General features: G+C 55.5%; 11 protein-coding genes. 9 read left to right on the plus strand and 2 right to left on the minus strand.

The annotated features are described in order from the left end of the window. Nucleotides 1-123: 123 nt before the first annotated feature. Nucleotides 124-2,385: a formate C-acetyltransferase gene (gene pflB / locus BUB55_RS04135; RefSeq protein ID WP_073188480.1), complete on the minus strand. Its 2,262-nt coding sequence runs from the start codon at nucleotides 2,383-2,385 to the stop codon at nucleotides 124-126. Nucleotides 2,386-2,691: 306 nt separating this feature from the next. Here pflB and alaS point away from each other — a divergent pair, with 306 nt between their 5' ends. Both alaS and BUB55_RS04145 read left to right on the plus strand, forming a co-directional pair. After that, nucleotides 2,692-5,343, plus strand: a complete 2,652-nt coding sequence (gene alaS, locus BUB55_RS04140; protein WP_083596871.1) for an alanine--tRNA ligase — start codon at nucleotides 2,692-2,694, stop codon at nucleotides 5,341-5,343. A gap of 99 nt (nucleotides 5,344-5,442) precedes the next feature. After that, nucleotides 5,443-6,045 (plus strand): trimeric intracellular cation channel family protein, encoded by a 603-nt coding sequence (locus BUB55_RS04145; RefSeq protein WP_073188484.1) that lies wholly within the window; start codon nucleotides 5,443-5,445, stop codon nucleotides 6,043-6,045. 20 nt (nucleotides 6,046-6,065) lie between these two features. On the opposite strand, the gene BUB55_RS04150 is transcribed toward BUB55_RS04145, so the two are convergent. Continuing rightward, the gene (locus tag BUB55_RS04150) at nucleotides 6,066-7,100 is read right to left on the minus strand and encodes a GSCFA domain-containing protein (protein WP_073188485.1); all 1,035 of its coding nucleotides are present in this window, start codon (nucleotides 7,098-7,100) and stop codon (nucleotides 6,066-6,068) included. 209 nt (nucleotides 7,101-7,309) lie between these two features. On the opposite strand from BUB55_RS04150, the gene BUB55_RS04155 reads away from it, so the two are divergent. From BUB55_RS04155 to BUB55_RS04185, 7 genes are all read left to right on the plus strand, one after another. Then, a complete protein-coding gene (locus BUB55_RS04155; protein WP_073188487.1) occupies nucleotides 7,310-8,140 on the plus strand; it encodes a TIGR02147 family protein in 831 nt (276 codons plus the stop codon). 15 nt (nucleotides 8,141-8,155) lie between these two features. Further along, a complete protein-coding gene (locus tag BUB55_RS04160; RefSeq protein WP_073188489.1) occupies nucleotides 8,156-9,796 on the plus strand; it encodes an FISUMP domain-containing protein in 1,641 nt (546 codons plus the stop codon). Nucleotides 9,797-9,933: 137 nt separating this feature from the next. After that, nucleotides 9,934-10,689, plus strand: a complete 756-nt coding sequence (locus BUB55_RS04165; RefSeq protein ID WP_073188491.1) for a phosphoglycerol geranylgeranyltransferase — start codon at nucleotides 9,934-9,936, stop codon at nucleotides 10,687-10,689. 62 nt (nucleotides 10,690-10,751) lie between these two features. Further along, on the plus strand, nucleotides 10,752-11,000 hold the full coding sequence (locus BUB55_RS04170) for a hypothetical protein (RefSeq protein WP_234971792.1): 249 nt from the start codon (nucleotides 10,752-10,754) through the stop codon (nucleotides 10,998-11,000). Next, a complete protein-coding gene (locus BUB55_RS04175; RefSeq protein ID WP_073188493.1) occupies nucleotides 10,997-11,908 on the plus strand; it encodes an ABC transporter ATP-binding protein in 912 nt (303 codons plus the stop codon). Before BUB55_RS04170 ends, BUB55_RS04175 begins: the two co-directional genes overlap by 4 nt. Further along, complete coding sequence (locus BUB55_RS04180; RefSeq protein ID WP_073188650.1) at nucleotides 11,895-12,698, plus strand: ABC transporter permease; 804 nt, start codon at nucleotides 11,895-11,897, stop codon at nucleotides 12,696-12,698. The genes BUB55_RS04175 and BUB55_RS04180 overlap by 14 nt, the downstream gene beginning before the upstream one ends. Beyond that, nucleotides 12,695-14,308: a type IV pilus twitching motility protein PilT gene (locus tag BUB55_RS04185; RefSeq protein ID WP_083596873.1), complete on the plus strand. Its 1,614-nt coding sequence runs from the start codon at nucleotides 12,695-12,697 to the stop codon at nucleotides 14,306-14,308. The genes BUB55_RS04180 and BUB55_RS04185 overlap by 4 nt, the downstream gene beginning before the upstream one ends.

Below are 14,308 nucleotides of genomic sequence, written 5' to 3' on the forward strand. Positions count from 1 at the left end.
AAGCAGCCAGTAAAGAAAGCCCGGGCAAAAGCCCGGGCGTTCTTGTATGAACGAAAACCACCGACGTAGCCGGTGGTTTCCTTTTAAAGCCATAGGAGCGCGTTAACTGCGACCCGATTTGCCTTACAGCACGCCGTGTGCCTGGCGGGCAATCACGTCGAGCTGCTGTTCGCGGGTGAGCTTGATGAAGCGCACGGCGTAGCCGCTTACGCGGATGGTGAAGTTCTGGTATTCTTCCTTCTCTGGGTGCTCCATGGCGTCCTTCAGCTTTTCGATACCGAACACGTTCACGTTCAGGTGGTGACTCGAGGTGCCAAAGTAGCCGTCCAGAACCTGCACCAGCTTGAGCGTGCGCTCGGCATCGTCGTGGCCGAGGGCCGCGGGGTTGATGGTCTGCGTGTTGCTGATGCCGTCGAGGGCGTAGTCGTACGGGAGCTTCGCCACCGACATGAGCGAGGCGATGAGGCCGTTCTTCTCGGCGCCGTAGCTCGGGTTCGCGCCCGGGGAGAGCGGCTCGCCTTTTTTGCGGCCGTCGGGGAGCGTGCCCGTCGCCTTGCCGTACACTACGTTGCTCGTAATCGTGAGGATGGAGGTCGTGGGTTCGGAGTGACGGTAGGTCGGGTTGTGCTTGATCTTGGCCATGAAGGTCTTGAGGAGCCACACGGCAATGTCGTCGGCGCGGTCGTCGTCGTTTCCATAGCGCGGGAAGTCTCCCTCGATCTGGAAGTCCTCGGCAAGTCCGGTCTCCTTGTCGCGGATGACCTTCACCTTGGCGTACTTCACGGCACAAAGGCTGTCGACCACGTGGCTGAATCCTGCAATGCCTGTCGCGAATGTGCGGCGCACGTTCGTGTCGATGAGGGCCATTTCGGCGGCCTCGTAGTAATACTTGTCGTGCATGTAGTGGATGAGGTTCAGGGTATTCACGTACAGGCGGGCAAGCCAGTCGAGGTACAGGTCGAACTTGTGCACCAGCTCGTCGTAGTCCAGGTACTCGCTGGTGATGGGCGGGTACTCGGGGCCAATCTGCTGACCGCGGCAAATGCATTCATCCTTGCCGCCGTTGATGGCGTAAAGGAGTGCCTTCGCAAGGTTCGCGCGAGCGCCAAAGAACTGCATCTCCTTGCCGGTCTGGGTGGCCGAGACGCAGCAGCAAATGCTGTAGTCGTCGCCCCAGATCGGGCGCATGGTTTCGTCGTTCTCGTACTGGATGGCGCTGGTCTTCACCGAGATCTCGGCGGCGAACTTCTTGAAGTTCTCGGGCAGACGCGGGCTGTAGAGCACCGTGAGGTTCGGTTCGGGCGAGGGACCCATGTTCACGAGCGTGTGCAAAAAGCGGTAGTCGGTCTTGGTCACCATGTGGCGGCCGTCTTGGCCGAGGCCGGCGACTTCGAGCGTCGCCCACACCGGGTCACCGCTAAACAGTTCGTTGTAGCTAGTGATGCGGGCGAACTTCACCATGCGGAGCTTCATTACCAGGTGGTCGATGAGTTCCTGGGCTTCGCTCTCGGTGAGGATGCCGGCCTTGAGGTCGCGTTCAAAGTAAATGTCGAGGAATGTTGAAACACGGCCAACACTCATGGCGGCGCCGTTTTGCGTCTTGATGGCAGCGAGGTAGCCAAAGTACAACCACTGCACGGCTTCACGTGCATTTTTCGCGGGCTTGGAAATGTCGTAGCCGTAAATCTTCGCCATGGCCTTCATGCCTTCGAGCGCCTTGATCTGCTCGGCGAGTTCCTCGCGCAGGCGTACGACCTCTTCGGTCATGTCGGATTCGTCGGAGAGGGCTTTGTCAGCTTTCTTTTTCTCGATCAGGTAGTCTACGCCATAGAGGGCGACACGGCGGTAGTCGCCCACGATACGACCGCGACCGTAGGTGTCGGGAAGACCCGTGATGATGTGCGCCTTGCGTGCGGCGCGCATGGCGGGGGTGTATGCGTCGAACACGCCCTGGTTGTGCGTCTTGTGATAATCGGTAAAGATGTGGTGCAGTTCCTTGCTCGGTGTGTAGCCGTAGTTCATGCAGCTTTCTTCGGCCATCTTGATGCCGCCGAACGGCATGAAGGCGCGCTTGAGCGGCTTGTCGGTCTGCAGGCCCACAATCTTCTCGAGGTCTTTGGATCCTTCGGCGATGTAGCCGGCAGCATGGCTCGTGAGGCCAGACACAACGTCGGTGTCCATGTCGAGGACGCCGCCCTTGGCGATTTCCTGCTTCTGCAGGTCCTGGACCTCGTTCCAAAGTTTGGTCGTGGCCTCGGTCGGGCCAGCGAGGAACGACTTGTCCCCATCGTACTGCGTGTAGTTCTTCTGGATGAACGTGCGCACGTTGACTTCTTCTTTCCAGCGCTGTCCAGCGAAACCTTTCCACTCTTCTTTATCTACCATATTTCCTCTTTTGTGCAGTGACCTGCATTTCTTTGCTATTTGAATACACCATCAAATTTACCAAAAGAAAGCGCGGTCCGATGCTCGTTTTTGGGTGCCGTTTGCATTTGTTTTGATTTTGTAATCATTACAAATATAGATAATAAATTAACAAAACGCAACAACTTTTTAAAATATTTTTGTAAGTCGTTGATGGCTATGGATTTGAAGCTCCAGGGGGTGATTGGGGGTCGGTTCAGGACCGCACCCGCTTAGAGGCAACGTTTTTTTTCTAAATTTACGCCCGAAAAATAAAAGGGACACATTATGCCTACTATGACTTCTGCGCAGGTGCGCGAATCTTTCATCAAGTTCTTTGAATCCAAGGGCCACCTCTTCGTGCGTTCTTCGCCGGTGGTCCCGCATGACGACCCGACGCTCATGTTCACGAACGCGGGCATGAACCAGTTCAAGGCAATTTTCCTTGGCGACAATCCGAAGGGTTGGAAGCGCGTATGCAACAGCCAGAAGTGCCTCCGCGTGTCCGGTAAGCACAACGACCTCGACGTGGTGGGCCGCGACAACTACCACCACACCTTCTTCGAGATGCTCGGCAACTGGAGCTTCGGCGACTACTACAAGAAAGAAGCCATTGCCTGGGCTTGGGAACTCTTGACCGAAGTTTGGAAGCTCCCGAAGGAACGCCTCTTTGCTACGGTCTATCAGGACGATGACGAAGCCTGGCAGATTTGGAAGGACGTGTCCGGCCTTCCGGATGACCGCATCATGCGCTTCGACGCTCACAGCAACTTCTGGGAAATGGGCGACACCGGTCCGTGCGGCCCTTGCTCCGAAATCCATTACGACCGCGGCGACCTCGCTACGCAGGCCGAAACGTTCAAGGACCCCATCAAGGGCGTGAACGGCGAAAACGACCGCTACATCGAAATCTGGAACAACGTGTTCATGCAGTACGAACGCGTGAGCGACGGAAGCTTGATTCCGCTGAAGTCAAAGAACGTCGATACCGGTATGGGTTTCGAACGTATCTGCGCTATTCTGCAGGGCAAGACCAGCAACTACGACACCGACGTGTTCACCCCGATTATCGCAAAGATTGCTGAACTCAGTGGCGTGCCGTACAACGATGGCGAAGCCGGTACTCCGCACCGCGTGATTGCCGACCACATCCGCGCTATTTCTTTTGCTATTGCCGACGGTGCCTTGCCGAGCAACGAAGGTCGTGGCTACGTGCTCCGCCGCATTTTGCGCCGTGCTAGCCGCTTTGCCCGCCTGCTCGGCCAGAAGAAGCCGTTCATTTGCCAGCTCGTGCAGGTGCTTGCCGACACGATGGGCGACGCCTTCCCGGAAATCCGCGAACGCAAGGAATTCGTTGCCTCCGTGATCAAGAGCGAAGAAGAAAGCTTTATCCGCACGCTCGACGCCGGTCTCGAACGCTTCGCCGCCATTTCCGCCGACTTGAAGAAGGGCGACAAGATTCCGGGCGACAAGGTGTTCCTCCTTTACGATACCTACGGATTCCCGCCGGACCTCACCGGTATTCTCGCCGAAGAAAAGGGCCTCCTGATTGACGAAGAAGGCTACGAGAAGTGCATGGAAGAACAGAAGGCCCGCGCCCGCGCCAACATGAAGCAGGGCATCAACACGATGGGTACCGAAGGCTGGACACAGTACAGCGAAGAAAGCACCAAGTTCGTGGGCTATGAACTCTCCGCTTGCGAAACGAAGGTCGTGCGCTGGCGCGAAGACAAGGGCGTGCTCTCCATCGTGCTTGAAACTTCTCCGTTCTACGCCGAAATGGGTGGCCAGGTCGGCGATAAGGGTACGCTCGTTTCTGGCGACCTCGAAATTGACGTATTTGACACCGTGAAGGTGAACGACACCGCCCTCTGCCGCGGCAAGGTAAAGAAGGGTACGGCAAACGAAGAAACGATGGGTGCCGTCTTTATGGCTACCGTCGATAACGAACGCCGTAACGACATCCGCAAGAACCACTCCGCCACCCACTTGCTGCAGGCCGCGCTCCGCCAGGTGCTCGGCACTCACGTGCAGCAGCAGGGTAGCTTCGTTTCCAACGAACTCCTCCGCTTTGACTTCAGCCACTTCAATGCGATGACCGCCGAAGAAATCCAGAAGGTGGAAGACATCGTGAACGCGAAGGTCATGGAATGCCTCCCGGTCAACACCCAGGTGATGGGCGTCGACGAAGCCAAGGCCAGCGGTGCCATGGCTCTGTTCGGCGAAAAGTATGGCGACGAAGTCCGCGTGGTGAAGATGGGCTGCGCGAACGAAGAGTTCTCCAAGGAACTCTGCGGTGGCTTGCACGTGCAGAACACCGGTAACATCGGCCTCGTGAAGATTATCTCTGAATCTAGCGTATCCGCAGGCGTGCGCCGTATCGAAGCGGTCTCTGGCCGTGGCGCCTTGAGCCTCCTCCGCGCCGGTACGCAGATTCTCACGGCTCTCCGCGAACAGCTCCGCTGCAAGGACGCCGAAGTTCTCGATCGCATTCAGCAGTCCTTCGCCAAGACGCAGAACCTCGAAAAGAGCCTGCAGTCCGTGAAGCTGGAACTTGCAACGCTTGCCGCTGCCGAACTCCTGAACGGCGGCATCAACGTGATGGGCGTGAACCTCTACGTTCGCGAACTCGCTTTGCCGGACGAAAAGTACAAGAACTTGCTGGACGGCGTTCAGAACAAACTCGACACCGATAGCGTCGCCGTGATTGCCAACAAGGATAACGGTGCCGGTAGCATCGCCGTGATGGTGGGCAAGAATGTTCAGGCCAAGGGCATCAAGGCCGGCGACCTCGTGAAGGACCTCGCCGCTGCTTGCGGTGGCCGTGGCGGTGGACGCCCGGACCGCGCTCAGGCCGGCACCAAGGAAGTCGACAAGATTGCCGGTGCTATTGCCAACGCCAACAACTGGATCAGAGCTAAACTGACCGCTCAGCCCTAAGTTCAGAAATGAACTTGTGATTGGGCTTCGCTCCCACCAAAGTCAAAGCGTAAAAAAAGAGTCCCCTTGCAGGGGCTCTTTTTTGTTTAAATTTATACCATGCTTTTTGCGATAGACATGCTCGGGACGCTGGCGTTCGCCATAACGGGGGCCTACAAGGGAATCCGCTACAACCTGGATTGGCTCGGCATTCTCATTATGTCCATTGCGACGGGCGTGGGCGGCGGCATCGTGCGCGATGTGCTTTTGGGCGAGACTCCGCCGGTCGCTTTGCGGAGCCCCACCTATATCGTGGTGTGCGCGGTCGCTTGTGCGGCGATGATCGGTGCGAAGAAGGCATTGACGGCGAGCTGGGCCTTTGTGTTGGTGGCCGACGCGCTCGGGCTCGGGTTCTTTACGGCGGTGGGGGCGAGCAAGGCCGCGGCCCTGGACGCAGGGCCGGTTGCCGTCATTTTCATGGCGGCAATAACGGCGGCGGGTGGCGGACTTATCCGCGATGTGCTGGTTCGTGAAATCCCGCAGATTTTAAAGAGCGACTTTTATGCGACGGCAGCAATCCTGGGCGGAATCCTTTTCGTGGTGCTCCCGTATGTCGGCGTGCCGCACATGGAGGCGCGTATTGTCGTGACGACGGCCTTCACCTTCCTTTTGCGCTTGATTGCAATGCGCAAAAAGATGCACCTTCCGCATACGCGTAAGTGATTTGCGACGCTGTTGCAGCGTCATCCTAGAATTTTTTTGAAAGATTCCTTTTCGCGGCCAAGGTCAAGCTCTGGGATTTCTGCTTCAAGTCGTTCCGCTTCGGCGAGGTACTTGTTTGCGAACTCGACCGCCTTGGCACTCCCGTCGTTTACGATGCGGTGACTTGCCGCCTTCATGAACTTCTCGACGCGCTTTGTGTTCGCGATGGTTGCCTCGTCAAAGTACGTCTGTTGCATGCGCTCAAAAATATAATCCTCGGCTGTTGCAGACAAATGAATCATGTCGTTTGCGTAAAAGCGGTAGTCGCGCAGTTCGTCCATCACGATTTCGTAACTCGGGAAGTAGCTTGCCACGGCGCGGTTCTCGCAGGCAACTTGTGCTAGGGTCCGGTCGATGGCGAGTTGCAGGGTCGCCTTTGAGAGTGTGTTCCCATGGGCCCCGTCGCCCATGTGCCTAAGCGGCGACACGGTAAAGACGACATGCATTTTGGGGTTGATGCTTTTGAGCTTGGCGAGGGTGTTTTCCATTGCCGCCGTCGCTTCGTCAACGGTAATGAGCCTGCGTTCAAAGAGGTCCGTATTTTGCCGGTGGCAGTTCGCGACGGCTCGACCGTCCTCTTTTAAAAAATACACGTAGGCGCTCCCGAGCGTGATGAACACGATGTCGGCGGTTTTCAAGAATTCACGGGCGCGGTTCCTGGCGCGTTCTAGCCTCGCGATGCATTCGTCGCGTGTCGTGGTGGAGAGCGAACCGTGCGCATCCCAGCTGCTCCACTTTTCGCCGTCAAAGAACACGCGGTCGGTGCAGTTCAAATTTGTGCCGCAGTCCTCACTGGCGGTGCGGTTGTAGCCCTCGCCGGCGACTGCCTCCACCGTCTGTTCTATGGATAGTGGGTTGTAGATAATCCCGAGGGGGTTCACCAACGTGCGAAATCCAAGCCCGGTAAACTTGGAGGCAATGTTCTCTGCAAAGCACGACCCGAAAAACGCGATGCGGCTCGTGTAATCGATGCGAATGCTCGATGCGGGAATGTCGATTTTGGTGAAAAGTTCCATGCCGTAAATATAGGTAAAGGCGGGCTCCTTGAAAATAAGCGCGACTTTGCATTGTAGAAAAATGCATGTTTTTTATGATTTTTTAAATAACTGTTGAAATTTGAATAAAAACGCAATTTTTGTATTGCAAAATAAGTTGACTTTTGCGGAATAAGAGGTATATTTGGTAACGTGAAGCCGTCGGAAGCGGGGCCTTGTCAGGAGGAAAAATGAAAGATGTCTTTGAATATACGGGCTACCGCCAGTATATTGCGGATTATTACGCCGAAAGGAAGGTGAAGTCTGCGTTTACCTGGCGGGAGTTCGCAAGGGTGGCGGGGTTCTCCTCGTCGGTCCACTTGAAGTATGTGAGCGAGGGGCGTTTCAACCTGGGCGAAGATGCCGCCGAGCGTGTGGCCAAGGCCATGGGGCTAAGCGGGAACCGGCTGGAATATTTTCGCGCGATGGTGGAGTTTGACCATGCAAAAACGGATGCCGAAAAGAAGGCCGCTTACGGCAAGATGATTTCGATTGCCAAGGCGCACAAGGCGAAGGTCCTGGAAGGCGATTCGTTCCGTTTTTTCAGTGACTGGAAAAATCCGGTCATTCGCGAACTCGCGCCTGCCATGCCGGGGGCAAAACCCTTGGCCCTTGCCCATGCTTGCCGCGAAAAGATAACGGCGGCCGAGGTGAGCGAAACCTTGAATTTCTTGGTCAAGGCGGGCTTGCTCCAAAAAGACGATGTCGGCAACTATACGCAAACCGAAAAGTCGGTGACGACGGGCCCTATGGAAGTAACGCCTGTCGCCGTTCGCGGGATGCTCCGCCAAATGGGCGAGTTCGCCCTTGACGCGATCGAGGGCGTTCCGCAAGCGGAACGGCATTTTTCGGGTGTTACGCTGGGCGTTACGCACGAAGCTTACGACGAAATTGTGCAAGTGATTGCCGAGTGCCGTAAAAAGGTAATCGCAATCGCGACTAGGGATTCTGCGGCAGACGAGGTGTACCGCTTGAACATGCAGTTTTTCCCGATGACAAACATCAAGGGTTTAAAAAAATAAAACGAGGAGGACGTCATGAACTACTTAAAAAGACAAAAGGTCTGCAAAGCGGCGGTGCTATTCGCCTTGACTCTTGCGGCATGTTCCACGGATGACGGTAAACCCGACACCGTGATGGGCGGCTCTGCCGAAGAGACCGGCTTGACCCCGGTGCTTGCCGATATTTCGGTGGGTGGCAAAATGGCGAATATGCCTTCGCTTGTCACTCCGAACGGTAATGAATACGATGAGAACACATCAATTCAGCTTAATGTATCGCTGATGAAGGTGTTCGAATTGGATTCGTCGACTTTGGATACGACGGGAGTTGTTTATGAAGGCGCTTTTATAAACGAATCCGGAAAATTCGCAATCGACAGCGTTACTTTTAACAGTCCGTATGCGCAATTCGAAATTCACCCCAATCGAAATAGTGATGATTGGTACGACGGCATCTGGTACAAGGATTATGTCCCGTATCAGGCCATAGTGGATTTGCGCGAGACTAGGAATGTGAATGTCAATGTAATGACCTACTTGGAAGCTTACCGTTTGCGCTATCTGGTGAATTCGGGTAAAACCTTTGCCGAAGCAAAAGCGCAGGCTGACAGGGAAGTTCTCGCGGCGTTTGGAATCGAGGGTGTTCCGTTCAATTTCGAAAAGAATGAACATGCCGCAGATTCTGATGTTGTCGATGTCCTGAACTTTGTGGGTTTGTACTTGGGCCCATCTTTGAGCAAATCTAGCGTTGAATCGTTGGCGCAAAAGTTTGGCGAAGACGGAACGTTTAACAATATTGACGAAGAGACGAAAAAACGTTTTACCGCATGGTCGTTTAGCAAGCTGAATACTATTGTGAAAGAAGACGCCCAAGGCGTTTTGAAAATGTCCGAGCTGTCCAAAGAAATCAATACGAACTTTGCGATTCTTATGCAGGGCCTGGAAGAATGTACTGCGGAAAAAGAAGGTGCCGTTATTGAAAATTCGGGTGTCTTGTTCAACTTTGTCTGTACGTCAAAAAAGTGGACAACTTCGGTTAAACAAGCTCCCTATGTTGCGGGCTCTATGACTGACGAACGCGACGGAAAGACATACAAGACGGTGACGTACACCTTGGAAAACGGAACGCAGACATGGTTTGGTGAAAACCTGATGTTCAACAGCCCCAATGGTTATTACTCGTTGTCCGAAGTGCTTGCGCTGGATACCTCGATTGTGATGGTGTCGCTTGATGAATGTCTGGCAGAAAGCGAAGTGCCGTCACTTTGCGATACGTTGCATGCCATGGGCAATAACATCAACTACGATAGAATGATGGCCGCAATCGATTCTGTTGAAAAGGCTACTGGAACTTATCAGGGGGTTTGCCCCGATGGCTGGCGTCTTCCGAATGGCAACGATTGGGAGAAAATGTTCGGCTTTGTCAAGGAATCGCTGGATCTTGAAGTTTATACCCTTGCGGATTACTTGTTTGCCGCTGGATTTGGAAACGTGACTTCGAAAGATGGCGGCAAGGAAGTTTGGACCTATTATGCGGTAAAGCCCGATAGTGCGTATTCGGACCCTTGGGCATCGATGATCATGTTCGAAAGCTATGGAAAATGGCTCGTACAGCAACGTGCGCTGTGGTCTGACCAAATTATCCAGTTGAATGTGCGCTGCATCAAGGACGAATAACGAATTTGGGGTAGAGAACAACGAGAGAACGAGAAGGCGGGTCTCCAACCCTCCTTCTTCTTTTTTTTGTGGCAAGGAGGAAACAAATAATGTATCTTTATGGTATCTTGCGGAGTAGACGCAAGAAAAGGAATTGTATGAAACCTGGTAAGACCGAACTTCGCCTGAACGCAGAAATCGAAAAGCGCGGTGCCTTGTTTGCCGTGCTCATTGACCCGGACACGTCCGATGAGGCCGCGTTCGTGAAGGCGGGCGCGATGGCCGCCGAGAACGGCGCCGACCTGCTGCTCGTGGGCGGTTCTTACCTGGGTAACTTCACGCTCCCCAAGCAGGTGGCTGCCCTCAAGGCCAACGTGGACCTGCCCGTGGTCCTTTTTCCGGGTGGCGCCTCGCAGGTGGTTCCCGGTTTCGACGCGATGCTTTTCATGACGCTCGTGAGCGGCCGCAACCCGAACTACCTGATTGACGAACAGGTGCGCGGTGGCGCGCTCGTGCGTGCGCTCAACATGGAAGCCATCCCGACGGCTTACCAGCTCATCAACAGCGGCAAGCGCACGACGGTGGAATACATCAGCGGTACCATGCCGGTGCCCGCCAACAAGCCCAAGCTCAGCATGGTGAATTCCATTGCCGCCGAACTCATGGGCATGCGCTATGTGTACCTCGAGGCCGGCAGCGGCGCCGAGGAACCGGTCCCTGTGGAGCACATCGCCTACACCCGCCGTGCCACCGAAATGACCATCATTACGGGCGGCGGCATCAAGGATCCGCAGACGGCTGCGGTGCGTGTGGCTGCCGGTGCGCAGATTATTGTAACCGGGACTCTTTGGGAAAAAGTGAATGACCCCGCCCTTTTAAAGGAGTTTGCGGTGGCCATCCATACAAAAGGCTAAAAAAAGTGTATTTTTCAAAAAAGGAAAAGCCTCGGCTTCGGGGCTTGTTTTGAGGTATCGTAATGAATAAACTCATAATACTGACCTATGTACTCCGTGGGCTTGGCTTTGTCCTGGTCCTGCTGAGCCTTTTTGGCCATAGCGTGATTTTGAATGTGTTCCCGGGGCTGGAAGGCCAGTCCATCAACCCGATCTTCTATTCGGGCATTGTGGTGTACCTGGTGGGTGCTGTCATCTATTTTATTGTGAACAAGAAACTGCGTGCCGAAAAGCGCCGCCGTGAAATTGAAGAGGCCCAAGACAAGCTATGATCCAGATTGAGCATTTGCACAAGACCTACCGCAGCGGCTTTTTAATGAAGCCGAAGCTCGCCCTCAAGGACGTGAGCTTTAATGTTGAGGACGGTCAGGTTTACGGCTTTATTGGCCCCAATGGGGCGGGCAAGTCCACCACCATCAAGGTGCTGACGGGCCTGTTGAATTTTGATTCGGGCAAGGTGCTGGTGAACGGCATCAGCCCGCGCGATGTGAAGAGCCGCCGCTACATCGGTTACTCCCCGGAGCAGCCGTACTTTTACGATTACCTCACGGGGCGCGAGCTCCTGCGCTTCTACGGCAAGCTGGTGGGACTCGACGGTGCGAAACTTGACAAGCGCATCACCTGGGCGCTCGAGCTTCTGCACGCGAACAAGGACTGGATCGACCGCCGCCTGCGTTCGTACTCCAAGGGCATGATGCAGCGCGTGGGCATTGCGCAGGCGATTCTCGGCAAGCCGAAACTCTTGATTCTCGACGAGCCGATGAGCGGGCTCGACCCGATGGGCCGCCGCGACGTGCGCGAGGCTATACAGCAGCTGAACCGCGATGGCGTGACTATCTTCTATTCGAGCCACCTGCTGAGCGACGTTGAAAGCATTAGCCACAAGGTCGCGATGATCGTGGATGGCAAGATTGTGCGAGAAGGTACAGTCGACGAGATTACCGAGTCGTGCGGGGTGGAATACCACGTGCGTACGCGCAAGGCGATTCTCGAGAGCGACCTGCCGCAGGGCGTTTCGCTTACGGGACACCCGGAAGAATTCGTGTGCGAGGACGATGCCGCCCGCGACCGCCTGCTGGGCTACTGCCTTGCGAACGGGATTGCGGTCGAGAAGATGGACCACAAGCGTCCGAGCCTCGAGGACATTTTGACGGAGGAGATTGCACGTGCAGACGCTTAAGTATATTGCGGTTATCGCTCACAACACATTCCGCGAATCTATCCGCGACAAGATTCTCTACAACATCGTGTTCCTCGCGATTGCGCTCACCCTGTTCAGCATCGTGCTTGGCGAATGGTCGGTGTTTGACCGCGCCTACGTGATCAAGTCCACTACGCTTTCGGTGATGAGCCTCTCGGGCCTCCTGATTTCCATCTTCGTGGGTATCAGCCTGGTGCAGAAGGAAATCCAGCGGCGCACGGTGCTCACGCTGCTTTCTAAGCCGATTAGTCGCGTGACGTTTATCGTGGGCAAGTACTTTGGCCTCCTTGCCGTGGTGGCGGTACACCTCACGCTTTTGACGGTCATCTACTACCTGATGCTTTTCGTGATGAACGCGGAACCGACGGCGAGTCTGCTCCTTGCCATATACCTCATCTTCTGCGAGATGGCGGTGGTGATTGCGGTGGCGCTCCTGTTCAGCAGTTTCAGCAGCACGATTCTTTCGGCGCTCTTTACGCTGGGCGTGTACTTTGCGGGCCACCTGAGCAACGAGCTGTTGGAACAGGTGAGGTTTGCAAGTCGCATGGGCGAGATGGGCGATGCCTCTACGGCATTGCTCGAAAAGGCTGCGGTGGTGATACACGCGATTTTCCCGGGGCTCTACCGCTACAACGTGACGAGTTACGTTGTGCACGGGCTTGCGCTCCCGGATATGTATTTGTTCTGGAACACCGTCTATGCACTCGGTTACGTGGGAGTATTCCTCGCGATTGCAAGCTGGTGGTTTAGCCGGAGGGATTTCCTATGAGAAACCTGTATATGGCGAAGGTCCTCGTCCACAACAAGATGGTGACGCAGGATCAGGTGGATGCCCATTGGGCCGAGGCGAACGACCAGGTCGATATCGGCCAGGTCTTGGTGAAGGCCGGGCTCTTGCAACAGGCGGTTTACGAGAAGGTGCTTGCCTTCGTGAAGAACCTTGAAGCGAAGAATGCTGCCGCGCAGCCGGCGGCCGAGAGTGCCGCGCCCAAGCGTTCCACCATGTCCATCCCGGCGGTCAAACCGGTGGGTGTCCCGACCCCCGCGGCCCCGTCCCCGGTTAAGGCCGAGCCCAAGGACGAGGAGCCGACGCTCCAGATCGAGGGCAACAACATTTACGGTGAATCTACGTCCTCGAACCTTGATGTTGAAAAGGTCTCGGGTCTCGAGACCACGAGTATTGCAAGCATTGGCATCACTACCGAGGATGGTTCCGACGAGTCTGCCGAAGAAGGCGAACTCCCGAGCCGCTTTGCGGTGGCTACGGGCGAGGGCACTGCTGTCGAGGCCCCCGAAACGCTGACCAACAAGATGAACTTGAAAAAGATGATCGCGTATGCCCGCAAGTTCGGTGCGACCGACATCTACCTGTTTGCTGACCGCCAGGTGGTGATGCGCCAGTCCGGGGCTTTGTTCCCGGTGACGGATCAGACGCTCGACAAAACGCGCTTGACGGAACTTTTGTCCGAAGCCTCCGAAGGATTTGCCGATGGTTACAAGGTCGCCATGGGCAAGAACTTTAGCAAGACATTTGGGCTTCCCGGTGTCGGGCGCGCCCGCATCACGGTGACCTGGAATGAGGTGGTGCCGAGTATCGCGATCCGCGTAATCCAAATGGAATCGGCGACGCTCGAGAATCTTTACTTGCCTCCGTTCTGCAGCAAGTTCGCAGAGCTCCACAGCGGTCTTGTGCTTATTGCAGGGCCGGCGTCCAGTGGTCGTTCTACGACCATGACATCTTTTGTCGAGACGATTGCCGCCAACCGTCAATGCTACATCCAGACCATTGAACGCCCCATTGAGCGCGTGTTGCAGAACCCGAACGGGGCCCTCGCGCAAAAGGAAGTGGGTCTGCATGTGCGTTCTGGCATTGCAGGAATCGAGCTCGCCATGCGCGACGGCGCCGACGTGATATGCTTTGACCACTTGGAATCGATGGACGAACTCTCGCTATTGCTGCAGGCAGCTAATGCGGGCGCGCTTGTGTTCGCGGTGACGAACGGCAACAACATCCACGCATTGCTCTCGCGCCTGTTGGCGTCCGTTCCCGACGCCAACCGTTCGGCCTTTGCGAATTCGCTTGCCGAACAGCTCAAAGGTGTTATTGTGCAGCACTTGATCCCGGTGGTGCAAAATCAGGGACTGGTGCTCGCTGCCGAGGCCATGCGTATTTCCTCGACTGTTGCGAACATGATTCGCAAGTGTGACCTCTCGCAGGTCGCCGCTGCCATCAGCAGCCAAAAGGATCAGGGCATTACGCTTGACGATTCCTTGCAAAAGTGCTTGGAGTCGGGTTACATTGAAGGTTCCGAAGCTTGGAAGCGCGCTTATGACAGCCGTCGCTTTGCGGCTTATCGCCCCACAGGTAAGGAGGCTTAA

Source organism: Fibrobacter sp. UWP2 (assembly GCF_900141705.1).
Lineage (GTDB): Bacteria > Fibrobacterota > Fibrobacteria > Fibrobacterales > Fibrobacteraceae > Fibrobacter.

Bases quoted from the DNA above. Each gene is read 5' to 3' on its own strand.
- pflB (WP_073188480.1), bottom strand. From the start codon at position 2,385: ATGGTAGATAAAGAAGAGTGGAAAGGTTTCGCTGGACAGCGCTGGAAA.
- alaS (WP_083596871.1), top strand. From the start codon at position 2,692: ATGCCTACTATGACTTCTGCGCAGGTGCGCGAATCTTTCATCAAGTTC.
- BUB55_RS04145 (WP_073188484.1), top strand. From the start codon at position 5,443: ATGCTTTTTGCGATAGACATGCTCGGGACGCTGGCGTTCGCCATAACG.
- BUB55_RS04150 (WP_073188485.1), bottom strand. From the start codon at position 7,100: ATGGAACTTTTCACCAAAATCGACATTCCCGCATCGAGCATTCGCATC.
- BUB55_RS04155 (WP_073188487.1), top strand. From the start codon at position 7,310: ATGAAAGATGTCTTTGAATATACGGGCTACCGCCAGTATATTGCGGAT.
- BUB55_RS04160 (WP_073188489.1), top strand. From the start codon at position 8,156: ATGAACTACTTAAAAAGACAAAAGGTCTGCAAAGCGGCGGTGCTATTC.
- BUB55_RS04165 (WP_073188491.1), top strand. From the start codon at position 9,934: ATGAAACCTGGTAAGACCGAACTTCGCCTGAACGCAGAAATCGAAAAG.
- BUB55_RS04170 (WP_234971792.1), top strand. From the start codon at position 10,752: ATGAATAAACTCATAATACTGACCTATGTACTCCGTGGGCTTGGCTTT.
- BUB55_RS04175 (WP_073188493.1), top strand. From the start codon at position 10,997: ATGATCCAGATTGAGCATTTGCACAAGACCTACCGCAGCGGCTTTTTA.
- BUB55_RS04185 (WP_083596873.1), top strand. From the start codon at position 12,695: ATGAGAAACCTGTATATGGCGAAGGTCCTCGTCCACAACAAGATGGTG.